Below are 24751 nucleotides of genomic sequence, written 5' to 3'. Positions count from 1 at the left end.
CGCGTGAAATACACCGTCGTTTGTGTTGGCAAGCTCAAAGAGCGCTTTTGGAAGGACGCGTGTGCCGAGTACACCAAGCGCCTGGGCGCCTATGCCAAGGTGGACATCCGCGAGGTGGCCGATATCGACCCGGCCAAGGCGGGCGGCGTGGATGCCGCGCATGACAAGGAGGGGGCGGCGATTCTTGCCGCCTTGCCGTCTCGAGCGCATATGATCCTGCTGGCTATCGAGGGCAAGGAGCGTTCGAGTGAGGAGCTCTCGGCGAGGCTCGACGATCTTATGCTGCGAGGCAGCAGCGACATTGCCTTTGTAATCGGCGGTTCGGACGGCGTGAGCGATGACGTGCGCGCACGAGCCGACGAGATGCTCAGCTTTGGACGCATTACCTTGCCGCATAACCTGGCGCGTGTAGTGCTGCTAGAGCAGATTTACCGTGCCTGCAAGATTAGCCGTGGCGAGCCGTATCACAAATAGGTCGGCAATACGAAACAGTGACGTGGGACAATACCTTTCGTTTTGAGGAATGTGTCTGAGAGGACTATGTGATATGAAGATCGGATTTGTCGGTTTTGGCAATATGGCGAGCGCCATGGCCGATGGCTGGATTGCCGCCGGTGTGACTGCGAGCGACATGTGCGCCTGCGCGGGCCGCTACGACGCCTTGGTTGAGCGCTGCGAGGCGCGTGGGATGGTCGCCTGCCATGATGCGGCGGAGGTTGTCGCCGCATCTGATATCGTGGTTGCTGCGGTCAAGCCGTACATGATCGAGAAGGTCTTCGCTCCGCTCAAGGACATTCTTGCCGACAAGGTTGTCCTTTCGGTCGCCTGGACTTGGGACAGCGCCAAGTGGGAACAGGTCCTGCCGGGTGTCGCGCACATCTCGACGGTGCCCAACACGCCGGTTTCAGTGGGCGAGGGCGTTATCGCCTGCGAGAAGTCCTCTACGCTCAACGACGAGCAACGTGCTGTTGTGCTCGACCTGCTCGGTAAGCTTGGCGCCGTCGTCGAGCTCGACACGAGCCTGCTGTTTGTGGGCGGTACCGTGGGCGGTTGCGCACCGGCATTTGTCGCCATGGCGATTGAGGCCTTGGGCGACGCGGCCGTCAAGCACGGTATCCCGCGCGCCGATGCCTATCGCATTGTGAGCCAGATGGTGCTGGGTACGGCAAAACTGCAGCTTGTAGGCGGCCAGCATCCTGCGGCGATGAAGGATGCCGTATGCTCGCCCGGCGGCGCCACCATCAAGGGCGTCGTCGCGCTCGAGGACGCCGGCATGCGCAGCGCCCTGGTCAAGGCCATCGACGCCACCCTCCAGTAAACCTGCCATTTAGGGACAGGTTTATTTTGGCAGGTTTTTCCTGCGGTTTTGTCTTGTGTGGAAAAAGCGCCCCGCAACTGGCTCAATTCCAGTTGCGGGGCGCTTGCGTTTGTCCAGATAAAACCGACCAAAATAAACCTGTCCCTTTTTGGTCGGTTAGTCCCAGAAGCCGTCTTCTTCGTCCTCGGATTTGGGGCCGCGGTCGACATACATCTTATGGGTGCGCTTCTCCATTACAAAGGCAAGAATCGCAAACAGCAGGATGCCGCCGGCGAAAAGGATGGCAAAACCGGTGCGGGTGCCAAACAAAAAGGAAAAAACTGCGTCCATTGGGTGCCTTCTTGCGTAGTTGAGTTGGGTCGTAAACGCTCATAAGTATATACTTGCCCATACATGTACAAGGTTGCAACCTAAATGGAATGTATATCGCCGGAGGATCTAATGCTTGATATCAAGTTTGTTCGCGAAAACCCCGATGCCATCGATGTCGCCATGGCTAACCGCCAGACATCTTGGGATCGCGAGAAGTTCTTTGAGCTCGACGACGAGCGCCGTGCCGTCATCACCGAGGTCGAGGAGCTCCAGGCTACGCGCAACGCCGAGTCCAAGAAGATCGGCGCCCTGATGAAGGAGGGCAAGAAGGACGAGGCAGAGGCCGCCAAGGAGGCCGTGCGCGCCGTCAACGAGAAGATTGACGGTCTGGCCGAGCGCCGAGGCGCTCTCGAGCAGGAGCAGTATGACTTCATGGCTCACCTGCCCAACATCCCTTGCGAGGCCACGCCGTACGGCAAGGACGAGGACGAGAACATTGAGCGCCGTCGTTGGGGCACCCCGCGCGAGTTCGACTTCGACTTTAAGCCGCACTGGGATCTGGGCACCGATCTGGACATCCTCGACTTCGAGCGCGGCAACAAGCTCTCCGGCAGCCGTTTTACCGTTCTCGGTGGCGCCGGCGCCCGTCTTGAGCGCGCCCTCATCAACTTCTTCTTGGACACGCACACGAGTCGTGGCTTCAAGGAGTGGTGGCCGCCCATCGTCGTCAAGCGTCAGACCATGTTCGGTACGGGGCAGCTGCCCAAGTTCGAGGACGACGCTTATCACGTCTCGGGCGACAACTTCCTGATCCCTACCGCCGAGGTTGTGCTCACCAACCTGCACGCCGGCGAGGTTCTCGACGCCGACACCCTGCCGCGCCGCTACACCGCCTTCACCCCCTGCTTCCGCGAGGAGGCCGGTTCCGCCGGTCGCGACACCCGCGGCATCATCCGTCAGCACGAGTTCGACAAGGTCGAGATGGTCAAGTTCGCTAAGCCGGAGGAGTCCGACGAGGAGCTCGAGAGCATGACCGCCGAGGCCGAGTACCTGCTGCAGCAGCTGGGCCTTCCGTATCGCGTGATTGGCCTGTGCACCGGCGACTTGGGCTTCTCTGCCCGTCAGACCTACGACGTCGAGGTCTGGCTGCCGAGCTACAACGCCTACAAGGAGATCAGCTCCTGCTCCAACTGCGGTGACTTCCAGGCTCGCCGCGCCAACATCAAGTATCGTGACCCCGAGAACTTCAAGGGTTCGCGCTACCTGCACACTCTCAACGGTTCCGGCCTGCCGGCCGGCCGCACCATGGCCGCCATTCTGGAGAACTACCAGAACGCCGACGGCACCATTACGATCCCCGAGGTTCTGCGTCCTTACATGGGCGGTCTCGAGAAGATCGAGCCGGTCGCGTAACTTGGCTGCATAGGGGATATGCAAGGGCGCTCCTTCGGGGGCGCCCTATTTCGTGCGCAGGTCCATACCATGCCGTGCGGACAGCTCAATAGAAAACACACGAACAACTGTTCTGTATACAGCCATCTACCTGCTATGCTTTTGCCAAATAAGAGCGAGAGAAAGGGGACGCGATGGAGCTGTTTGATGATCGGGTGGTTTTGTTTGAGAGCGACGAGGGCGGGGAGTACCTGCTTGTGACGTGTGAGCCGTCTGGCATGGGTGGCCTGGTGGTTCGACAGACGAGCGAGGGTCCGTTGACCCAATGGTGCTACGAGGAGTCGCCGCATGTGGTTGAGACGTTTGTGGCGCACGAGGGGCTTGTGGCCCTGGAGCATTTCTATGGGGTCCGGACATCTAACCAGGTTGCTCGCATGTTGAGTATCTCGTTTGCCGATTATGATTGTGCCCAGCGGGTGAGATCGCTCCTGAGGGAACTTGATGCTAAGTTTGACGTGATCGAAAAGCCAATCGATCGTACGGGGAACGACGGTATATGCGGAGCAGCATGACAAAACTGCGTTCCAAAAAAAAGTTTGAGATTGTGCTTGACTCCAATAAGCTAAAGTGGTTTTATATGTTTTGCGCTGCGGCGTTACCTCAGCTGGATAGAGGGTCTGACTACGAATCAGAACGTCATAGGTTCGAATCCTATACGCCGCACCAATTGAAATTGAAAGCCTCCGGCAACGGGGGCTTTTCTTTTAGGCGGACGCCGCATGGATTCGAACCTCGGTCGAGGCGCGGGCGTCAAGAAAACGCGGAGCGTTTTTAGCCCGCGGGCGAGTCCGCCGGCAGGCGGGCGAAGCCGGTGCGGATCCGCGAAGCGGATGCGCGGAATCCTATACGCCGCACCAATTGAACTTGAAGCCTCCGGCAACGGGGGCTTTTCTTTTTTGGAGACCAGACAGGGATTCGAACCTCGGTCGAGGCACGAACAACTTAATTATCACTCCGTAAAATTTTTTCTAATTGTCGCTTGACCCATCGGGGGCTCGCGTGCATAATAATCCGTGCGTTGCGGCGTTACCTCAGCTGGATAGAGGGTCTGACTACGAATCAGAACGTCATAGGTTCGAATCCTATACGCCGCACCAACTGAACTTTAAAGCCTCCGGTAACGGAGGCTTTTCTTATATCGCGATGCGTCGAAGATCGCGCCAAGCCCTCCAAATGATTAAAAATCAAATTCGATAACTTTTTTTGAAAAAATGCTTGACCATTATTCAGTCCCTGTGCATAATAATCAACAAGTTGCGGCGTTACCTCAGCTGGATAGAGGGTCTGACTACGAATCAGAACGTCATAGGTTCGAATCCTATACGCCGCACCATTTGAGATTAAAGCTCCCGGCAACGGGGGCTTTTCTTTTACGTAAACACCGCATGGATTCGAACCTCGGTCGAGGCGCGGGCGTAAAGCGGACGATTTCCTGTCGACTCGTGTAAGATTCCGAGTAGATGTCGCGACTAATTCGCGACCACTCCTTCTTCAAGCGACCGATCAGGGTGATACTTCGTGGCAGAGCGTCCGACATACAAGCTCAGGTTTCTCGATCCCAAAAAGCGCTTTCCGGCGATGCCCGAGCAGCCTGCGGGGCGTTCATATGGCGTGGTCTGGAAACTCTTTGGCGAGGATCAGCATGAATCTTGCTATGTCGTCGAATTCGTTGGCAAAAGCCATGTGTCGCTTTTGGGCTACGTAAGCGTTTCGGGCGAGGTGTACAAGGTGGACCGCCCCGTTAGCGAGACTCCGCTGCCCAACGATCCCGACATGGAACTGGTCCTTGACGAGTCGGACTCCGGTATTGGTGAGATTGTGGTTCGGGGAGCCAACGGCACAATGCGCGCGTGCGCGCGAACCGTCGGCTCTCCCGAAGGCCCCATGCGCGAGCAGTCCGACCACGAGACATGGAATTCGACCCGCTCCCTTCCTTACGGCGAGTTCATGGCATCGATGTTCCTGCGCTACGTGATATTCGCTGACTCCGAAAATGCCATTGCGAGCACGGCGGACGCCGGCGGACTCGACGAGGGTATGCAAAATGTTATCGACAAGATCAAGCTCGTAAAGTTGCCCGAGCCGGTCGAGGTGTTTTTGGGCTTTAACACGGCACCGCTCCCTGATGCTATCGAGACGCTGCTTTACCGCGTTGACCATGCCGAGAATCCGAGCGGTATCGAGCGCTATGCCGCCGCCCTTATGAGTGAAATTGACTTGCCCCGCTTGCGCACCATCGCCGCTAAGTCCGAGATGAGCCTGGCTCGCATCGATCGCTCAAAGCTTTTCTATCTCAATTTTGATCGCAGCCTGCTGGACCAGGACGAGATTGACATGCTGCTTGCCATCGAGTGCCGTCTTAACCGTCTCTCCGGCATCCTTGAGCACATCGGGGCCGGATTGGTCCCTGCGGCATCCTCGCCGAGCCTTGAGGGCTGCGCGCTCTTTGATGCGTGGCATATCGCCAAGACGACCAACGATGTTCCCCGACTGCTCGATACAACCTCGAGCGACAACCCGTGGTCCAAACCGGGAACGGTTTCGTGCCAGCCGGGCGGTGAGTGGGATGTGCGTACCCGCTTCGCGCGTATTGTCGAGGCGCTTAACGTGGTCACGCGGCTCGACTATACCTATCGGGCAAACGTTGCCGAGGGGATTATGCTCGTTCGGTTTGGGCAGTCTGTCGTTGATGCCATGCCGCAACGTGAATACGACGCTCAAGATGACGCCTGGCACGAGCTGGACGAGGACACGCGCACGATCTGGGCCGCGGAGCACGATGCGCGCGTGGCGCTTACGCTTGCGGCAGCGTGTTTTGCCGCGGGCACCTGCATCACGCGCTGCTATGTGCAGATTGCTGCTCCCGACAGTGAGCAGGGCGAGTGCGTTGTCGCAACGTATTTCTTTGGGCGCGCGGCCTATCTGGCCGATTGCGTGCCTGTCGCCAAGGATCTTGAGAGCATAGACATGGACGATATGCCGTGCAAGCGTGTGCTTGAGGCATATGAGTCAACCGCTCCGGAGACGATTGAACCTGCGGAGGTTCATGCTCGTCCGCGTGATGACCATCGCATGCTGCCGCCGGCGCTGCGCGATCTGCTGCTTGCCGATACGGCTGACGAGCTGGAGGTCATGGAAGAGGACGACGACCCATACGTGGCCCGTGTTGTTGAATTGCGCGAGCAGGCAAAAGTCGACCGTACAGGTGCTTTTGAAGGCTTTTCCCGTCTTGTCGAGGAGTTGGAGGCCAAGTGCGCCGTCGCCGAGCTTTTGGCGACAGGTCCGGTTCAAACGCAGTTTTGCGATAACCAGCTGGTGCGCATGGTGCTACCGGTGTTGGAAGAAGACCGCTCTGTGCGAATCCTTCGTGCGCCCGATGCGCTGTACTTTGCCCAGCACGAGATCTGCAGCTTTTACGCCGAGCAAGAGGACTTTGAACGAGCACTGCCCGAGGTGCGCCATCTTTACGATCTGGCGCGCTCGTCCATGCAGTCGCACTTTGCGCTCATCAACGTGCTCGCGCGTCTGGAGCGCTTTGACGAGATTATCGAGGTGGCGCGCCACGGCCTACGTATTGCCAGCGATCGTTCTGCAATCGGCTACCTGTTCTATCGCTTGGCGTTTGCCTATTGGAATTGCGATCAGCTCGACCTGGCGCTGGCTTGTTACCGTCTGGTGCCGCGCGGCGAGGAGTCGGGCAGCAGCGCGCTGGAAGAAATGCAGGGCCTTATGAACGAGATGGGTGTCAGCGAGCCTCCGACGTTCGAGGAAGCGGTCGAGACCATCCGCAGGGCTGGACTCGAATTGCCGCCCGTGCCCGCGGTGGCCAACCAGCTTGCGGATGCCGCCGTGCAGCTGGTCGATAACGGCTTCTTTTTCCTGGCGCGCGGTTGCATCTTCCAAATGTGGCGTACCATGGGCAACGACGAGCTCGGCTCCCTCAACCGCTCGCTGGGGTAGGGGCGAAAACTGCAAGGAGGAAAGGCCGCCGGGCAATTAGAAAATTCCCTCTTGCCCAACTTCGACTGTTTGGTTACTATAGAACGGCTGTTACGGAGAGCTGACCGAGAGGCCGAAGGTGCTCGCCTGCTAAGCGAGTATGCCCCAAAAGGGCATCTGGGGTTCGAATCCCCAGCTCTCCGCCAGTATGACTTGAAAGAAGGGTTCCGAAAGGGGCCCTTTTTTAGTTGAACCACGTTAACTGGGGATTCGAACCCTCAAAAAAGGAGGCATCCTTTCGGACGCCTCCTTTCAGCGAGTGTATTGTTCTTCGACCTTACACCTCGGGCGCCTTGGCGACGGTCTCGCTCTCGGCTGTGAGTGGGCGGTTGTCGATACGACGGCCCAAGCGATCGAGTTTCACGAGTAGCCACTCAATGGGATTCGGCCCCGAGCCTTCCTCGTCGGCAACCAAATCCATGACGGCGATCTTGGTGCCGTCCTGCTTGAGTGTAATGCTGCCCACCTTGTCGCCCACATGCACCGTGCCCGAAAGATCGTCGTAGCTAACCTTTTCGGTCACCTCGCCGGCAAGGGAAAACACGGTCGCTTGCGCCGTGGGGTCGGCGAGCGTGGCGTCGATCGTCTTATCCGTCCAGTCGGTTTGACCAATGCGCGCCATAAGCGGGTTGCCGTTGGCGGTCTTTTCCTGCGTGTTGGCGATTGCGACCGTCACCTTGTGACCGTAGTACCAATTGGCAAGGGTTGCGGTATCGGTAAAGCGCTGGTCGGTGGTGGTGGAGTTCAAAACGACGGTGTAGATCTCGTCGCCATCGCGGTTGTAGGCACCCGTAAAGCAATAGCCTGCATCGTCGGTGGTGCCGGTCTTGCCACCGATGTTGCCATCTTGGCCCAGCAAATAGTTATGCGTGTCCATGGAATGCGAATGGTCGGTGCCGTCGGCGCCCGTGACCTCGATCCAGGAATCCTCGCTCGCTACGACCTCGCGGATCGTGTCGTTTTTCATGGCCTCCTGCATCATCAGCGCTACGTCGTGTGCGGTTGAGTGCATATCGCCAGCCCACTCATCAAAGTCCAGACCATGCGGGTTTTCAAAAAGCGTACCGGTGCAGCCGAGCTTCTTAGCGCGCTCGTTCATGGCCTTCACAAATGTGGCCTCGGCGTCTTTGGTCTTAGGGTCGATCTTCTTGCCCACATATTCGGCGAGCACGATGGCGGCGTCGTTGCCCGAGGGAATCATCAGGCCGCGCAGCGCCTGCTCCACGGTAAGCTCGTCGCCTTCGAGCAAGCCGGCGGTCGAATTACCCACGGTGGCTGCGGCGTTGCTCACCGTGACCTTCTCGTCCATCTTGCAATTCTCGACGGTTAGGATTGCGGTCATGACCTTGGTGATCGAGGCGATTTTGACCTGCTCATCGGCGCCGCGCCCATAGTAGACGGTGCCGTCTTTGCCCATGACGAGGGCATTGGTCGCATCGATATCGGGCAGGTTTTCGGCCGTGATGCCGCGCGCATCGGCGGTTTTGCCGCAGACATTGTCGGTCGTGAGCACTTGGGCGCCGGCGACGGTGGGCACGCCAGCGGTAAGGGCGATAGCGCAGACAAAGCCGGCGGCAAGCTGGGCTGAGCGCTTTGCAAAAGAGGTGAGGGACTTCACAGATTTCGCTTTCGACGGGATGGTCTCTTCTGGAACTAGAGTATATCGTTTGCCGGCATCGGCGATCATCGCGTGCGTGCGTGGCCCACATCCGCGCCCGAACGGACACATTGGTGCTTAAGGTCGACTTAATCGCCCGCGCTTGTTGTGTGTGGCACGCGCCGCCTCGGGCATAATGGAGCGCGAGAGGAGCACGCATGAACGAGCGCATTTTGGTAGTTGATGACGAGAAAGCCATCGCCGACCTGGTTGGTATCTACCTTACAAAAGAGGGCTTTGATGTCCAGATTGCCTACAGCGGGGCCGATGCGGCCAAGGCGATTCTGGAGCAGGAGTTTGATCTGGCGCTGCTGGATGTCATGCTGCCTGATATCGACGGCTTTGAGCTGTTGCGTACGATCCGTTCCAGCCATACCTATCCCGTGATCATGCTGACGGCACGCGATGCCCAGCAGGATAAGATCGAGGGGCTCTCGCTTGGCGCAGACGATTATGTGGTCAAGCCGTTCCGTCCGCTGGAGCTCATTGCACGCGTTCATGCTCAGCTTCGTCGTTATACCAGCTACGGCAGCCGCGCACAGGCGGCCGAGTCGCCGATCATCCAGCTCGACGGCCTCGAGATCAACCGCGACGCCCGCTCTGTGACGGTGGACGGTGCGCCGGTGCGCCTCACGCCCATCGAGTATTCCATCTTGCTGTATCTGGTTGAGCATCGCGGCAGCGTGGTAGCCGTGGAGGACCTGTTCCGCGCGGTGTGGAACGAGGACTTTATGCCCGGCTCCAACAATACGGTTATGGTGCACATTCGCCATCTGCGCGAAAAGATCGGCGACGACGCTCAAAAGCCGCGCTTTATCAAAAACGTCTGGGGCGTCGGCTACATAATCGAATAACGCCTTTGATGGCGGGGGAGTAGATATGACAAAAGACGATAGGCGGGCATTCGAGGTACCCGATCGACTCTTTGAATACGTAAGGGCGGTCGTTGACAACCGTGCGTTAGCGACGGTGCTGCTCTTTTTGCTGAGTCTGCTGCTCATCGGCATTGACAATATCGTTGGCATCCTGGCAGTTCTACTCATTGGCTTTTTGCTGATTGATCGATTCGAAATCGTTCGCCGCTGTGTGGTGATCGGCGGCGCCGCGTGGACAATTACGTTGGCGATCGGGTCCATGGCGCTTGGCGGTATTGGCGAGCCCGTATTCTTTGACGCCGGCTTTGTGTTCAACATGCTTGGATTTGTGCTGGCGCTTGCCGTGTGCGTCCTGTTCTTCTGCGGACGCGCCCTGTACTACCAGGGTTACGAGCAGGGCGAGCTGCACGCCGACCGCGTGATTGCCGCCCGCATTCAGGACCGTCTGATCGATAACCCCGACACATGGGACAACATTGACGGCGACTTCCTCGAGGTCGAGGGCGCGCTCAACCGGGCGCGCGATTGCGAGCGTAGGGTTCAACAAGCCCTGCGTGACGAATCCCACCGCAAAGATGACCTGGTGACGTACCTGGCGCACGACCTGCGCACGCCGCTCGCCAGCGTGGTGGGCTACCTTTCGCTCTTGCAGGAGGCCCCCGATTTGCCGCTTGAGCAGCGCACACGTTTTACGGGCGTGGCACTCGACAAGGCCCACCGGCTCGATGCGCTCATCGAGGAGTTCTTCGACATCACGCGCTTTGATTTCCACGATATCGTGCTCACCCGCAGCTACGTCGATTTGGGGCTCTTACTGGCACAGGTGGCCGACGAGTTCTATCCCATTCTCAACGAACAGCATAAAGAAGCCCAGGTTGATATCTGCGAGGATCTGACGGTGCTCGTGGACGGCGACAAGATGGCTCGCGTATTCAACAACATCATGAAAAACGCCGTTGCCTATAGCTACGAGGGCTCGACTATCACGATTGAGGCCAGGCGCCAAGACGATGGTGGCGTGCACGTGCGCTTTATCAATCAGGGCGATCCTATCCCTGCGGCTAAGCTCAAGGTAATCTTTGAGAAGTTCTATCGCCTGGATGCGGCGCGTGCGACCAATCGCGGCGGCGCTGGGCTGGGTCTCGCCATCGCCAAGGAGATTGTATGCGCGCATGGCGGCACCATCGCGTGCGAATCGACGCCCGAGCATACCGTTTTTACCATCGAGCTGCCCGCCGCGTAGCGTAGGCGCCCTTACAAACACCTGACAATGCGCTCACGTGCGTATGAGCCGCGGTTTCTACTATCGATACTGCTGAATTGATATCGACGTGGAGGTATGCGGTATGACGGCTGGTGTGGCTATGGAGCCCACGGAGCTCGAGGAGCTAATGGAGGCGCGAGCCGAGGCTGCGCACGAGCGCGAAGTCGGAGACGCGACGCGCCCCACGGCGCAGGACCTTGCCGCCTCGCCGACGCGCATCGACGTCGAGGGCCTCGATTTGTTCTATGGCGACCACCGCGCACTCAAGGACGTGTCCATCAAGATCCGCGACAAGCAGATCACCTCGTTCATCGGGCCTTCGGGCTGCGGAAAGTCCACGTTGCTGCGCTGCTTTAACCGCATGAACGACGGCATCAAGGACTGCCGAATCGAGGGCAAGATTGCGATCGATGGTCAAGATATCCTGGGCGATTACGACATCTGCCGCCTTCGCCAGCGCGTGGGCATGGTGTTCCAGCGCCCCAACCCGTTTCCCATGAGCATCTACGACAACGTCGCGTACGGCCCCCGTGGCATGGGCGTGCGCGATCGCGTCGTGCTGGATGAGCTGGTCGAGGATTCCCTTTGTCGAGCCGCTCTGTGGGATGAGGTCAAGGACAAGCTCAAGGAGTCGGGGCTGGGCCTTTCGGGCGGGCAGCAGCAGCGCCTGTGCATCGCCCGCGCGCTTGCCGTGCAACCCGACATCCTGCTGATGGATGAGCCCACGAGCGCCCTCGACCCCGTGTCGACGCTGGTGGTGGAGCAGCTTGCCTGCGAGCTCAAGGAGACCTGCACGTTGGTGGTCGTTACGCACAATATGCAGCAGGCGGCGCGCATCTCCGACTCGGTCGCGTTTTTCTTGCTGGGCGAGCTGGTGGAGCACGCGCCCACCGCTCAGCTCTTCAAAAAACCGACCGATTCGCGCACAGCGGATTATTTGACGGGACGTTTTGGTTGATACCATCTCGTAAAGGTACCTTTAGGGTTAAGATGCGGTCATGCCGGCCGCAAAGGGGTTCAACATGATCTATTACGTCGAGGACGATGACAACATCAGGGATTTGACGGTCTATGCGCTGCGCAAGCAGGGGATCGAGGCCGAGGGCTTTTCGTGCGATGGCGAGTTTAAGGCTGCTGTGGCGCGACGGGTGCCCGATGCTGTCCTGCTCGACATCATGCTGCCCGATACCGATGGCTTGGCGATTATGCGTCGTCTGCGTGCCGATCGCCTGACGGCGACGGTGCCCATCATGATGCTTACCGCCAAGGACACCGAGCTCGACAAGGTGATGGCGCTCGATGGCGGTGCCGACGATTACCTGACTAAGCCGTTTTCGCTCATGGAGCTTGCGAGCCGCTGCCGCGCACTGCTGCGTCGCGGCGGCATGGTCAAGCAGGCGAGCGATGTGCTCAGCGTGGGCGACATCGTGCTCTCGCCCAGCCATCGCGAGGTGACCGTTGCCGGCGAGCCGCTTAAGCTCACCCTGCGCGAGTTCGACCTGCTCGAGTACCTCATGCGCAAGCCCGGCGTGGTCTTTACCCGCGAGTCGTTGCTGCAGAGCGTGTGGGGCTGGGACTTCGACGGCGGTTCGCGCACCGTTGACGTGCACGTGCAGACGCTTCGCCAAAAACTGGGCGAGCATGCCAGCGCCATCGAGACCGTGCGCGGCGTGGGTTATCGCCTGGCCGAGCCTTCTGCCGGTGATGGTGCCGAAGGCGACGACACCGCGGCCACCGCATCGGAGGAGTAACCCGTGGTCTTCGCCCCCCAGGGAAAACATACGCTGTCGCACCGCGTTTTTGTGACGATCTTTGTCTGCGCCATGGCGGTTATCGTGGCGTTTACGGTGCTGGGTGCGTTCTTTGTGCAAAACACTTTGGCGGATGCCACGAGTGCCAATCTGGCGCAGGAAACCGAGCTCATTGCTGCCGCTCTCGACGAGCAGCAGGAGCCCATTCCGTTCTTGCGAAGCCTCGATCGCGAGGATCTTCGTATCACGCTGATCAATAAGGACGGATCTGTTGCCTACGACAACGAGGCGTCGCCTTCCACACTGCCCAACCATGGCGATCGCCCCGAGGTCATCGAGGCCTTTGAGAGTGGTTCGGGTTCCGCGGAGCGCGCAAGCTCTACACTCGACGAGATTATGCTGTATCGCGCCGTCACCCTTGATAACGGCCAGGTCGTCCGCTTGGCGCAGGCCCAGCCTGGCGTTGCGGCGATTTTGCTGTCGATGCTGGCGCCGATGCTGCTTATCGCAGCAGCGGGTGCGGTACTCTCGTTTTTTATGGCGCGCCGTGAGTCCCGTGCCATCATCGCGCCGTTGCAAGAGGTGGATTTGGATCACCCACGCCGTAGCTATGAGCACGCCTATGCCGAGATGGTCCCCATGCTTGAGCGTATCGAGTCGCAGCGCCAGGAACTCAAGCGCCAAATGGCGGTGCTAGCGGACAACGACCGTATGCGCCGCGAGTTCACGGCGAATATCACCCATGAGCTCAAGACGCCGCTTACGGCGATTTCGGGCTATGCCGAGCTCATCGCAAATGGCATGGTCGAGGGCGAGGACGACCTGCGCAACTTTGGCGGTCGCATCTATCGTGAGGCGGGCCGCTTGGCAGCGCTTGTCAACGACATCCTTACGCTGTCTAACTTGGACGAGGCCGAACGTGCAACTGAAGGCGAGGCAGTGCCCATTGGGTCCACGGAGCCTATTGAGCTCTCGCGTGCGATCTACGCGGTTGAGCAGCGTCTTGAACAGGTTGCCCGTCAGGCGAATGTGACGATAAGTCATGAGACCAAGCCTGTGGTCATCGAAGGCGTGTCGCGCTTGGTCGACGAGCTCATCTATAATCTGGCAAGCAACGCCATCCGCTACAATCGGCCCGGCGGTACGGTTACGCTGCAGTGCGGCACTAACGACGAAGGCCATCCGTTCCTCGCTGTCGCCGACACGGGAATCGGTATCGCGCCTGAAGAACAGGGCAAGGTATTTGAGCGGTTCTATCGCGTGGACAAGAGTAGGTCCAAGGCACGCGGCGGAACCGGCCTGGGGCTTGCCATTGTCAAGCATGCGGCCCTGTATCATCACGCCACGCTTGATCTGTCGAGCGAGTTGGGCGTGGGAACCACCATTACGGTGACGTTTCCCATACAGCAGGACGAGCCATTCGCATAGCGATACAACACAGATATTGATGTAGACGCCGCATTTGACTTTCGGGTGCGGCGTTGTTGTGCAATTTTACGATTGCTTCCGACATTTTTACAGGAGAGCCTGTTTCTTATGTATAGAGTTTGGTCTCGGTAAAAAGATGCGATAACATACGGACAGTTTTGTCAATCCGAACTGGGGAAATGAAAGGCAAGCTGCATGACCCTTCTCGAACTGTTCCAGCTGCTGAAGAAGCACCTCAAGCTGGTCATCACCCTTCCGGTGGTCTGCACGATCGCCATGGGCATCGTGTCCTTCGTTGCGATGGACAACACCTATACCGCGACGACGAGCATGTACATTCTCGCCAAGACCGACGATAGCGGTCAGATGAGCTACAACGATCTCTCGGCGAGCCAGATGCTTTCCAACGATATCGCCACGCTGCTGGATAGCGATAGCGTTAAGAGCGGCGCCGCCAAAGAACTGGGCCTCACCGATTTGGATGACTACAAGGTGTCTGTTTCCTCCGAGACCACCACGCGTGTCATTACGCTTTCGGTTACCGGCACCGATGCCAAGGAGACGGCTGAGGTCGCAAAGGCCATTGCCAGCTCGGTGAGTACGGTCGCTCAGAACGTCGGCGCTGCCCAGAGCATCAACGTTATCGACGAGGCTAAGACCCCCGAAGCCCCCAGCGGCCCCAAGCGAACGCTGTATATTGCCGTCGCGTTCCTCGCCGGTATCTTTATCGCAGTTGCCTATGTCGTTTTGGCGGACATGCTCAATACCCGCATCCGCGGTGCCGAAGAGGCAGAAGAGCTCCTGGGTATTCCCGTTGTTGGCCGAATTCCGGCTATGAAAGGTGGTAAATAGGCATGGCTAAGGCAAAGAACACCGATAAGCTCGTTGTACAGAATGCCGCCAAGACCCTTCTGGCCAACATCCGCTTTGCGAGCGTGGATGACCCCATTCGCACCATCACCGTTACCTCCTCGATTCCCAACGAGGGCAAGTCTACGGTTTCCATTAACCTTGCTCAGGCAATCGCCACGAGCGGCAAGTCCGTGCTCCTGGTCGAGGCCGATATGCGCCGCAGGTCCCTTTCCGATATGCTCGGCGTTCGTTCGCGCGGCGGACTCTATGCGGTCCTTTCCGAGCAGATCTCCATTGACCAGGCAATTGTCGAGACGGGTCAGAAGAACTTCTACTTCCTCGATGCCGAGCCGCACATTCCCAATCCTGCCGACATCATCGTCTCCCATCGCTTTGCCAAGCTGGTAAAGGCACTGTCCGCCAAGTTCCAGTACGTCATCTTCGATGCTCCTCCGGTCGGCACCTTCATCGATGCTGCCGAGATTGCCAGCTTGACCGACGGCGCGCTGTTCGTGGTGCGAGAGGACTTTACCAAGCGCGAAGAGGCGCTCAACGCTATCGCCCAGCTTAAGAAGTCCGAGAAGGTCAAGCTCATCGGTACCGTCATGAATTACTGTGAGACCGAGACCAGCGAGTACTACTATTCTTACTACACCAAGGACGGTAAGAAGGTTAAGAAGGGCTCCGACGATCAGGGCACTTCCAAAAAGGGCATCTTCACCAACCGAGCAAACGTTTAGTTGATTAAGGCTGACCTATGCGTGACATTCATTGCCATATCTTGCCGGGTGTAGACGACGGCGCCGCCGATCTCGAAGAGAGCTTGGCGATGCTCGAGGCTGCCAAGCGGGCCGGTGTAACCAGAATCGTTTGCACTCCTCACTGCCGTGATCCCTATTTTGATTACGACAAGATGTGGGATGCCTTTGAGCTGCTGCGCGATAACGCTGACGGTTTTCCGCTCCAGATGGGCTTCGAGGTCAACCATCGAAAGCTCGTTGAGCTTGGTATCGATGCCGCGGATCACTTGCATTTCGATGGGACCAACGAGTTTCTGCTCGAGCTTTCGACGCATGCCGATGCGTATGCGTTTAGAGAGTACGAGAACACGATTTACGATTTGCAGTGCCGTGGCTACCAGGTGATCATCGCTCATCCTGAGCGCTATCGTGCGGTTCAAAAGGATGTAAGCGTGGCGGAGCGCCTGGTCGATATGGGCTGCAAGCTGCAGGCTTCGGCGGACTTTATTGCCGGCGGTCGCTTTGGTCGCGAGAAAAAGCCGGCACAGCGCCTGTTCGATCAGAACCTGTACAGCTTCATCGCGAGCGATGCCCATAACGTGGGTCATTACGACTGCCTGGCGAAGGCTCGCGCGAAGTTTAGCGTGCGCGGAGCTCATTTTCGCTAAAATCTGTCCCTAACGTTCGCATTGAATGAAAGGGCAGCCATGGATATCCAACTTAAGACGGGATGCTTTGATGACGCGGCGTTGGTGCGCCGCGTCGTTTTTATGGACGAGCAGGGCTACGAGAATGAGTTTGACGCTATCGACGAGGATCCGAACTGCATCCATGTGACGCTCTATGTAGACGGTGAGCTTGCCGGTTGCTCGCGCGTGTTTCCCGAAGAGCTTGAGCGCGCAGCTGACGCAGAGGCTCCGGTGTCGCCGGCGTGCGACTTGGACGAAGGCGTCGCGGCGGGGGAGACCTACATTATGGGGCGCGTGGCCGTGCTGCCGAGCATGCGCCGTCGCGGTTTGGCGAGCAAGATTGTCGAGGCCAGTGATACGTGCGCGCGTGATGCCGGCGCCAAGCTCATTAAGCTGCACGCGCAGGAATACGTGCTGCCGCTCTATGCCAAGGCGGGTTACACGCAGATTGCCCCGGTGGACTACGAAGACGAGGGCCAGCCCCATGTTTGGATGGCCAAGCGCGTAGATGGCAGATAGGGACGTTCCTTTCCTGCCGGCAGTCGGGGACACTCCTTGGCAATTGGCGCATCAGAGCGTTTGGACATACAGTTTTTCGATTCCGTATGTATATATGCGCGCTAATGGGTTATAAAATCTAAGTCTGAACATAGCAGGTCTGCAATGCGGCTCGGGCAACCGGGCCATTTTTGCGGACGGGGGTAGCGCGAAAGGACTGCACATGCGTCAATTTAAGACCGAGAGCAAAAAACTGCTCGACCTCATGATCAACTCCATCTACACCAATAAGGAAATCTTCCTGCGCGAGCTTATCTCCAACGCCAGCGATGCCGTCGACAAGCTCAACTTTAAGAGCCTGCAGGACCCGAGTGTCAAGCTCGACCAGGGCGACCTGGCTATTCGCGTCTCTTTTGATAAAGACGCCCGCACCATTACCATCTCGGATAACGGCATTGGCATGACCGCCGAGGAGCTCGAGCGCAATCTGGGCACCATCGCCCATTCCGGCTCCGAGGAGTTTAAGACTGAGAACGCCGAGCAGCAGGGTTCCGATGTCGACATCATCGGTCAGTTTGGCGTGGGCTTCTACTCTGCCTTTATGGTTGCCAGCCACGTAAAGGTTGTCAGCCGCGCCTATGGCGAGGACACCGCCCACGTTTGGGAGTCCGACGGTCTTGAGGGCTACACCATCGAGGATGGCGAGCGTGCTGAGCACGGTACCGATGTCATCCTGACGCTGCGCGAGAACGAGAAGCTCGACGCCGACGGCGAGGCCGAGACCTACGATCGCTTCCTGACCGAGTGGGGCCTCAAGAGCCTGATTCAGCAGTACAGCAACTATGTGCGCTACCCGATTCAGATGATGGTGAGCAAGAGCCGCCAGAAACCCAAGCCCGAGGACGCCGGCGACGACTACAAGCCCGAGTACGAGGACTACCAGGAGCTCGAGACCATCAACTCCATGACGCCGATTTGGAAAAAGCGCAGCTCCGACGTTGAGCAGAAGGATTACAACGAGTTCTACAAGTCCACGTTCCACGACTTTGACGATCCCGCGCGCACTATCAGCTTCCATGCCGAGGGTACGCTTGAGTACGATGCGCTGCTGTTTGTGCCGGGTCGCGCCCCGTTCGATCTGTACAGCAAGGACTACGAGAAGGGCCTGGCGCTCTACAGTTCCAACGTGCTGATTATGGAGAAGTGCGACGACTTGCTGCCCGACTACTACAACTTTGTGCGCGGTGTCGTGGACTCTGCCGACGTGACGCTCAATATTTCGCGTGAGACGCTGCAACAGAACCGTCAGCTCAAGGCCATTGCCAAGCGTGTCGAGAAGAAGATCACTGCCGATCTTGAGGACATGCGCGACAACGACCGCGAGGCCTACGAGAAGTTCTTTGAGAACTTTGGCCGCGGCCTTAAGTACGGCATCTACTCGAGCTATGGCATGAAGGCCGATGAGCTCGCCGACCTGCTACTGTTCTGGTCTGCCAAGGAGCAGAAGATGATTACCCTGGCCGAGTATGCCAAGGGCATGCCCGAGGATCAGAAGGCCATCTACTACGCCGCCGGCGACTCGCGTGAGCGCTTGGCCAAGATGCCCGTGGTAAAGGGCGTGCTCGAGCGCGGCTATGACGTGCTGTTGCTGACGCAGGATGTGGATGAGTTCACGTTCCAGGCTATGCGTGAGTACGTTGCCGCCGATATGCCTAAGATCTACGAAGACGACGCCGCCCGCGAGGCTGCCGAGAAGGCCGTTGCCGACGGTGCCGAGCCCGAGGTCGAGGATCGTCACCTGGAGCTCAAGAACGTCGCGACTGGCGATCTTGATCTGGCGACCGAGGACGAGAAGAAGGAGGCCGAGGACGCCACCAAGGAAAACGAGGACCTCTTTAGCGCTATGAAGGAGGCGCTCGGTGACAAGGTCGAGAAAGTTGCCGTCTCCGCGCGCCTGACCGATGCCCCCGCTTGCATTACCACCGAGGGTCCGCTTTCGCTCGAGATGGAGAAGGTGCTCCAGAAGGGACCCGAGGGCGCGCCCGACGGTATGCCCAAGAGCCAGCGCGTGCTCGAGCTCAACGCCAAGCACCCGGTCTTTGACAAGCTTGTCGCTGCCCAGAAGGCAGGCGACGCCGACAAGATCAAGCAGTACTCCGGCCTGCTCTACGATCAGGCCCTGCTGGTCGAGGGTATCCTCCCCGAGGACCCCGTTGCCTTCGCGGCGGCTGTCTGCAACTTGATGTAGTTAAGTAGTCACGCCTTTGGTTCCGCCGTTCTAACGAACGGCAGACCGGTCGACGCTGCCCTCAGTTCCGCCGTTCTAACGAACGGCGGACCAGTCGACGCTGCGCGGGCGCCAGAGCGACAACTTGTCATTCAAAGAGGACGGCATGACCAGAAGGTCTATGCCGTCCTCTTTTCATGCCAATTTGTTCGCTCTGGCGCCCGCTCGCTGGCATTGCTAAAACATCGATGTTACCGTGGTCCAAACTAGTCGTTGGGGACGTTCTTGTTTGACTAGTCGTTTAAGAACGTCCCCAATGACTATTCGGACTGCTAATTTGTGCGGGTTGTGGTTTTGTGACCTGCTGAAATTAAAGATACTGTACAACTGTACGCTAACTTATCTTCGTAGTATATTGCTACCCGCAAAACTCAATACCATTGTGCTCTGAGACGTTAAAGCGCCTACGTACAATGGTTGTCGATAGTACGATTTGATTCAACGACAGGATGGATGGTCCAAGCGTGAGTCTCGGCAGCAAACTATCCGATGCAAAGGTCTCCTTTGCGATATTCAAGCGCGACATTAAGCGACTGCTTGTGAACCCCGTCGCCTTGGTGGTCACCCTTGGCGTGTGCGTTATCCCCTCGCTGTACGCTTGGTACAACATCGTGGCTAACTGGGATCCATATGGAAACACCCAGGGCATTAAAATCGCTATCGCCAACAACGATCAGGGCACTCAGAACGACCTAGTGGGCGAGCTCAATGCGGGCGATAAGGTGGTCGACCAGCTCAAGGAAAACGATCAGCTGGGCTGGACCTTCGTCGACTCGGCTGCCGATGCCAAAGAGGGCGTCGAGAGCGGGGAATACTACGCGGCGATCGTAATCCCCAAGAACTTCTCCGACAATCTTGTCTCGATGCTCGATGGCAATTACCATCAGCCGAAGCTCACCTATTACGTCAATGAGAAGAAGAGCGCCATTGCGCCCAAGGTCACCGATACCGGTGCCAACACCATCGAGGAGCAGATCAACTCGGAGTTTGTCTCCACGGTGGGCGAGACCGTAGCGGGCATCGCCAAGGATGCCGGCATCGATTTAAAGGACAAGGCAACCCAGACTCAGGACTCGCTGACAAGTTCGGTGTCCGAGGCATCCGACACCTTGGGTGAGGTGCGCGATTCGATTGGCGATATGAATGCCGCCATCGATAAGACGAGTGGCGCTATCGCCTCGGCTGATGCGGCGCTTGCCGGCTTGCAAGGTCAGGCACCGTCGCTGACGCAGGCAATCTCCCAGGGCAACGACCTGCTGGGCGAGGCTCGCGCCACGGCGGGCAACTCTATCACCTCGCTCTCCAAGGCACTCTCGGAAGGTAGCCTTGCACTCACCAAGACGTCAGCCTCCGCGAACGCTGCGATTGGCAAGCTAACGGGTACGGTCACATCTACGACCACCCGCATCGACAACTCGCTCGAGTCTCTCCAGGCGACGATCGATCACAATAAGGCCGTTATCGGGCGCTTGGAGATTCTCGTTAATGACACGTCGACAGGTTCCGAGGAAATTGACGCGCGCATTGTATCGACCATCGATTCGCTTCGCGAGCAAAACCAGAAGCTGCAGAGCATCAAGGATGGCCTTTCTGCACAGTCGAGCGCCATGGCAAACGACGCTACGGCAATCTCGAACGCGAGCAACGCACTCAACGCGGCAATTCAGACCGGTACGGCTAGCCTCGGTCAGGCTCAGACCGATCTGGGTCAGAACGCACTTCCGAAGGCTTCGAGCGCGCTTGACTCCTTTGCCGCCGTTTCGGGCGATTTGACCGGCATTGTGTCGGGTATGACCCCCACGATAGCGAGCGCGCGCGGCACGCTGGCGCAGCTCGACGCCACGCTCAAGCAGGCAAAGACCACGCTGTCCCAAACCGACGCCTCCCTTGCCAAGGTTCAGGACAAGCTCGCGACCGCCGCCAATGACATTGCGGCGCTGCAGACCTCTGAGTCTATGGGCGAGTTAGCCGACCTCATGGACGTCGACGTCAATGACGTGGCAGATTTCATGGCATCTCCGGTTGAGCTGACGTCCAAGTCAATCTATCCGGTCAAGAGCTTTGGCTCGGGCATCGCGCCCTTCTACACCAATCTGGCGCTGTGGGTAGGCGGCTATGTGCTCATCGCTATCTATAAACTCGAGGTCGACCGCGAGGGCATCGGTAGCTTTACGGCGCGTCAGGGCTACTTTGGCCGCTGGCTGCTGCTGGTGATCCTGGGCGCGTTCCAGGCCATTATCGTTACGGTGGGCGACCTGGTCATTGGCGTTCAGTGCGTCAATCCGCTGCTCTTTGTACTGGGCGGCATCGCTATTTCGTTCACCTACGTCAACATCATCTATGCGCTGTCCACCACGTTTAAGCATATCGGTAAAGCCATTGGCGTCATCCTCGTCATTGTGCAGATCCCCGGCTCGTCGGGCATGTATCCCATCGAGATGATGCCCGGCTTCTTCCAATGGCTGCATCCGCTGCTGCCCTTCACCTATGGCATCAACCTGCTGCGCGAGACCGTCGGTGGCATGTATTCGTTCAACTACCTGTTCAACCTGTGCATCCTGGGCGTGTTCCTTGCCATCGCACTCTTTATTGGCTTGCAGCTGCGTCCGCTGCTGCTCAACCTCAACCTGCTCTTTGACAAGCAGCTTTCCACGACGGGCCTCATGATCTGCGAGTCCAACGACCTGCCGCGCCAGCGCTATTCGCTGCGCACGGCCATGCGCGTCATGCTCGATTCGGATTCGTACCGTCGCGAGCTGCTCGATCATGCCGTGGCGTTTGAGCATCGCTACCCGTACTACATCAAGGGCGGTTTTGCCGCCGTGGTAGGCGTGCAGGTTCTGCTCTTTGTGCTTTCGACGGTGCTCGATATCGACAATAACGGCAAGATCATCCTGCTCGTTATCTGGATCATTTCGGTTATCGCCATCTGCGGCTGGCTCATCAACATCGAATACATCCGTGCGAGCCTCAATACCCAGATGCGTATCTCGGCGCTTTCGGACGAGGACCTTCGCCGCGAGATGCGCGAGCACACGGCTGCCATCCCTGCCGCCCGTCGCATGTTTGGTCTCAACGCCAGCGAGCGTGGCGCCAAGGGAGGCGAACAGCCTACGAGCCGTCTGTCGCATATCGGTGCGCATCGTAAGGCTCAAGATGCCGACGGCGCTGACAACGTAAACGGAAACGACGGGGACACCACCTCGCTTGGCAAGCACTCTAAAGGAGGTGAGGCATAAATGAAAAACATCCTGCACCTGTTTAAGCGCGATGTCCAAAACGTGTCTCGCTCCGTGATCGGCATGGTCGTCGTGATGGGCCTGATCATCGTGCCATGTCTCTATGCATGGTTTAACATCGCCGGAAGCTGGGATCCCTACGGCAATACCGGCAACCTTAAGATTGCAGTGGTCAACACCGATGAGGGTTACGAGAGCGATCTGATTCCCGTCGAGGTCAACGTGGGCGAAAACGTAACCGCCACCCTGCGCGGCAACGAGAACTTCGACTGGGTCGTCCTCAACGACCGTGATAAGGCGATTGAGGGCGTTAAGTCGGGCGCGTACTACGCTGCCGTCGTTATCCCTAAAACGTTTAGCGCCGACATGATGACGCTTTTCTCGACCGAGGTGAAGCACGCCGATATCGAGTTCTATGAGAATCAGAAGGCCAACGCCATCGCACAGATCGTGACTGAAAAGGGTTCGAGCGCCGTCCAGAGTCAGGTCAACGAGACCTTTACCAAGACCATCACGACCATCGGCCTTAAGACCGTGTCCAGCCTGCTCGACTATATGAGTACCGACCAGGTGAGCAGCTTTATCGCCAATCTGTCCTCGACGCTGGGCGATTCGGTCGAGGACCTGCAGGACGTTCAGGCGAGTGCGACGTCGCTCGCGGGCATTTTGAGCTCCACGTCCGATTCACTGACATCGGCGGGCGGCATGCTCAAGCAGACGGGCACCGTTGATGAGTCGACGAAGCAGCTGATGGAGCACGCCAAGAGTGGCATCAATGATTCCAAGGAAGCGCTCAAGGCCGCCAACGATGCCGTTGACGCGGCGATTGACGGAAGCGCGGGCTCGTTCGACAACGTGTCCGCCGAGCTTGCGAAGGCATTCGATGCCGCGAAACCGCATGTTGACCTTACGGTGTCTCAGCTCAACGAAGCCGCAGCGGCGCTCAATACGCGTGCTGACGATATCGATGCGATGACCGATCAGCTCCGTAACCTTGCCGACCAGGTAAGTGATGACAAGCTCAAAGACGGTCTCGAGTCCGCTGCGACGTCGCTGGGCAGAATTGCCGTGGAGTACCGCAACAATGCGAAGGACCTGACGGCGACCGCAAAGTCCCTTTCGGACGGCATGGCGGAGGTCAACAACTCGCGTGCCGAGGTCGACCAGGCCATCGCCGATGCCAAGGCGGGTATCTCGGGAGCCAAGTCCGACTACGATTCCACGTTCTCGGTTAAGGCCAAGGAGCTCAAGAAGACCATTTCGGGCGTTCTGGATTCCCTGAACGGTATCTCGGGTGACTTGGATAGCGCCGTGAGCGGTCTGACCGACGCCTCTGGCTCGCTCGCAAAGGGCCTCTCCAAGGCTGCGACGCTGGTCAACAAGGCTTCCGATCAGCTGGGTGAGGCATCGGACAAGATCAGCGCCTTTAAGGACGAGCTCGATGGCGCCCTGATGTCGGACGACCTTGCCACGATCAAGACGATGATCGGCAACGATCCCGAGGGTTTGGCCGTGTCGCTTTCCGGCCCCGTCGCGCTCGACCGCAAGCCGGTCTATCCGATCCGCAATTACGGTTCGGCCATGGCGCCGTTCTATACGATCCTGTCGCTGTGGGTCGGCTCGATCGTGCTGGCGGCCATGATGAAGGTATCGGTTGACGATGAGCTCATCAACGAGCTGATCCCCGTGCGCCTGCACGAGATCTACCTGGGCCGCTACCTGTTCTTTGGAGGTCTGGCCCTGCTGCAGGCGACACTCGTGTGCGCGGGCGACATCCTGTTCTTTGGCATCCAATGCGACAACCCGCTGCAGTTTGTGCTGGCGGGCTGGGTCGCGAGTCTCGTGTTCTCCAATATCGTCTACACGCTCACGGTTTCGTTTGGCGATATCGGCAAGGCGCTCGCTGTCGTGCTGTTGGTCATGCAGGTCGGCGGTTCAGGCGGTACGTTCCCCATCGAGATGACCGGCCCCGTGTTCCAGGCGATCTACCCGTTCCTGCCGTTTACCCACGGCATCAACGCCATGCACGCCGCCATGGCTGGCGCCTACCATATGGAGTACTGGGTTGAGCTGGGTATCTTGGCGAGCTATCTGATTCCGTCGCTGGGCCTGGGCGTCGTCTTCCGCCGCCCGGTCATCAAGGCCAACGACTGGATCATCGAAAAGCTTGAAAGCACGAAGCTTATTTAGTGCAACAGCGTGACATTGACAAAACATCGAGGTTCACTTTGCTGACGCTTTAGTGGGCTGGATTGCGGTGCAACGCTGGTTGTTGCTACAGTAGCGGGGCGTGCCGGGGGTCCGGCGCGTCCCGTTTTTATTTGACCATGAGGCGGCACGCAGCCATACGCGTGCGGACACCACGCCCAGATTGAGTGTGAGGATGTTCC

19 protein-coding genes and 4 tRNA genes are annotated in these 24751 nt (G+C 58.3%); 21 read left to right on the top strand and 2 right to left on the bottom strand.

Going from position 1 to position 24751, the window contains the following annotated elements; genetic code table 11:
• Positions 1 to 3 precede the first annotated feature (3 nt).
• Both rlmH and proC read left to right on the top strand, forming a co-directional pair.
• Entirely contained in the window at positions 4 to 474 is a 471-nt protein-coding gene (gene rlmH / locus DXC79_RS00270) for a 23S rRNA (pseudouridine(1915)-N(3))-methyltransferase RlmH (protein WP_117634272.1), read from the top strand.
• 73 nt (positions 475 to 547) lie between these two features.
• Positions 548 to 1318, top strand: coding sequence for a pyrroline-5-carboxylate reductase (proC, locus tag DXC79_RS00265; protein WP_117634270.1), 771 nt, complete (start codon positions 548 to 550; stop codon positions 1316 to 1318).
• A 156-nt stretch (positions 1319 to 1474) separates the two neighbouring features.
• On the opposite strand, the gene DXC79_RS10090 is transcribed toward proC, so the two are convergent.
• Positions 1475 to 1648: a DUF6724 family protein gene (locus DXC79_RS10090; protein ID WP_171025133.1), complete on the bottom strand. Its 174-nt coding sequence runs from the start codon at positions 1646 to 1648 to the stop codon at positions 1475 to 1477.
• Between the two features lie 111 nt (positions 1649 to 1759).
• Here DXC79_RS10090 and serS point away from each other — a divergent pair, with 111 nt between their 5' ends.
• From serS to DXC79_RS00230, 7 genes are all read left to right on the top strand, one after another.
• Positions 1760 to 3043 carry a serine--tRNA ligase gene (gene serS, locus DXC79_RS00260; RefSeq protein ID WP_117634269.1) on the top strand — a complete coding sequence of 428 codons (1284 nt, stop codon included), beginning with the start codon at positions 1760 to 1762 and terminating at the stop codon, positions 3041 to 3043.
• 173 nt (positions 3044 to 3216) lie between these two features.
• The gene (locus tag DXC79_RS00255; protein WP_117583806.1) at positions 3217 to 3594 is read left to right on the top strand and encodes a hypothetical protein; all 378 of its coding nucleotides are present in this window, start codon (positions 3217 to 3219) and stop codon (positions 3592 to 3594) included.
• A gap of 77 nt (positions 3595 to 3671) precedes the next feature.
• Positions 3672 to 3748: transfer RNA gene (locus DXC79_RS00250), tRNA-Arg, on the top strand.
• A gap of 354 nt (positions 3749 to 4102) precedes the next feature.
• Positions 4103 to 4179 (top strand) — tRNA-Arg (locus tag DXC79_RS00245).
• Between the two features lie 159 nt (positions 4180 to 4338).
• Positions 4339 to 4415, top strand: a tRNA-Arg gene (locus DXC79_RS00240).
• Between the two features lie 185 nt (positions 4416 to 4600).
• Complete coding sequence (locus DXC79_RS00235) at positions 4601 to 7042, top strand: lipopolysaccharide assembly protein LapB (RefSeq protein WP_117634267.1); 2442 nt, start codon at positions 4601 to 4603, stop codon at positions 7040 to 7042.
• A 94-nt stretch (positions 7043 to 7136) separates the two neighbouring features.
• A tRNA-Ser gene (locus tag DXC79_RS00230) sits at positions 7137 to 7227 on the top strand.
• Positions 7228 to 7358: 131 nt separating this feature from the next.
• Here DXC79_RS00230 and DXC79_RS00225 read toward each other — a convergent pair.
• Positions 7359 to 8699 (bottom strand): D-alanyl-D-alanine carboxypeptidase family protein, encoded by a 1341-nt coding sequence (locus DXC79_RS00225; protein WP_158550929.1) that lies wholly within the window; start codon positions 8697 to 8699, stop codon positions 7359 to 7361.
• 197 nt (positions 8700 to 8896) lie between these two features.
• On the opposite strand from DXC79_RS00225, the gene DXC79_RS00220 reads away from it, so the two are divergent.
• The 12 genes from DXC79_RS00220 (at position 8897) to DXC79_RS00165 (ending at position 24551) form a co-directional block, all read left to right on the top strand.
• A complete protein-coding gene (locus DXC79_RS00220) occupies positions 8897 to 9592 on the top strand; it encodes a response regulator transcription factor (RefSeq protein WP_117634263.1) in 696 nt (231 codons plus the stop codon).
• A 25-nt stretch (positions 9593 to 9617) separates the two neighbouring features.
• The gene (locus DXC79_RS00215) at positions 9618 to 10856 is read left to right on the top strand and encodes a sensor histidine kinase KdpD (RefSeq protein WP_117634261.1); all 1239 of its coding nucleotides are present in this window, start codon (positions 9618 to 9620) and stop codon (positions 10854 to 10856) included.
• A 103-nt stretch (positions 10857 to 10959) separates the two neighbouring features.
• A complete protein-coding gene (pstB, locus tag DXC79_RS00210; protein WP_199408605.1) occupies positions 10960 to 11835 on the top strand; it encodes a phosphate ABC transporter ATP-binding protein PstB in 876 nt (291 codons plus the stop codon).
• A 64-nt stretch (positions 11836 to 11899) separates the two neighbouring features.
• Positions 11900 to 12628 (top strand): response regulator transcription factor, encoded by a 729-nt coding sequence (locus DXC79_RS00205; protein ID WP_089572665.1) that lies wholly within the window; start codon positions 11900 to 11902, stop codon positions 12626 to 12628.
• A gap of 3 nt (positions 12629 to 12631) precedes the next feature.
• Positions 12632 to 14056, top strand: a complete 1425-nt coding sequence (locus DXC79_RS00200; protein ID WP_117634258.1) for a cell wall metabolism sensor histidine kinase WalK — start codon at positions 12632 to 12634, stop codon at positions 14054 to 14056.
• A 195-nt stretch (positions 14057 to 14251) separates the two neighbouring features.
• Positions 14252 to 14908 (top strand): YveK family protein, encoded by a 657-nt coding sequence (locus tag DXC79_RS00195; protein ID WP_117634255.1) that lies wholly within the window; start codon positions 14252 to 14254, stop codon positions 14906 to 14908.
• 2 nt (positions 14909 to 14910) lie between these two features.
• Complete coding sequence (locus tag DXC79_RS00190; RefSeq protein ID WP_055250501.1) at positions 14911 to 15648, top strand: CpsD/CapB family tyrosine-protein kinase; 738 nt, start codon at positions 14911 to 14913, stop codon at positions 15646 to 15648.
• A gap of 17 nt (positions 15649 to 15665) precedes the next feature.
• Positions 15666 to 16316 carry a tyrosine-protein phosphatase gene (locus DXC79_RS00185; RefSeq protein ID WP_055250497.1) on the top strand — a complete coding sequence of 217 codons (651 nt, stop codon included), beginning with the start codon at positions 15666 to 15668 and terminating at the stop codon, positions 16314 to 16316.
• A gap of 39 nt (positions 16317 to 16355) precedes the next feature.
• Positions 16356 to 16856, top strand: coding sequence for a GNAT family N-acetyltransferase (locus DXC79_RS00180; RefSeq protein ID WP_055250496.1), 501 nt, complete (start codon positions 16356 to 16358; stop codon positions 16854 to 16856).
• A 202-nt stretch (positions 16857 to 17058) separates the two neighbouring features.
• The gene (gene htpG, locus DXC79_RS00175; RefSeq protein WP_055250494.1) at positions 17059 to 19083 is read left to right on the top strand and encodes a molecular chaperone HtpG; all 2025 of its coding nucleotides are present in this window, start codon (positions 17059 to 17061) and stop codon (positions 19081 to 19083) included.
• 503 nt (positions 19084 to 19586) lie between these two features.
• Positions 19587 to 22361 carry a YhgE/Pip domain-containing protein gene (locus DXC79_RS00170; protein ID WP_233502898.1) on the top strand — a complete coding sequence of 925 codons (2775 nt, stop codon included), beginning with the start codon at positions 19587 to 19589 and terminating at the stop codon, positions 22359 to 22361.
• On the top strand, positions 22362 to 24551 hold the full coding sequence (locus tag DXC79_RS00165; protein WP_117634251.1) for a YhgE/Pip domain-containing protein: 2190 nt from the start codon (positions 22362 to 22364) through the stop codon (positions 24549 to 24551).
• The last annotated feature ends 200 nt before the right edge of the window (positions 24552 to 24751 follow it).

The organism is Collinsella sp. TF08-11AT (genome assembly GCF_003437035.1).
Classification (GTDB): domain Bacteria; phylum Actinomycetota; class Coriobacteriia; order Coriobacteriales; family Coriobacteriaceae; genus Collinsella.
This window is presented reverse-complemented; position numbering and strand designations above follow the sequence as displayed.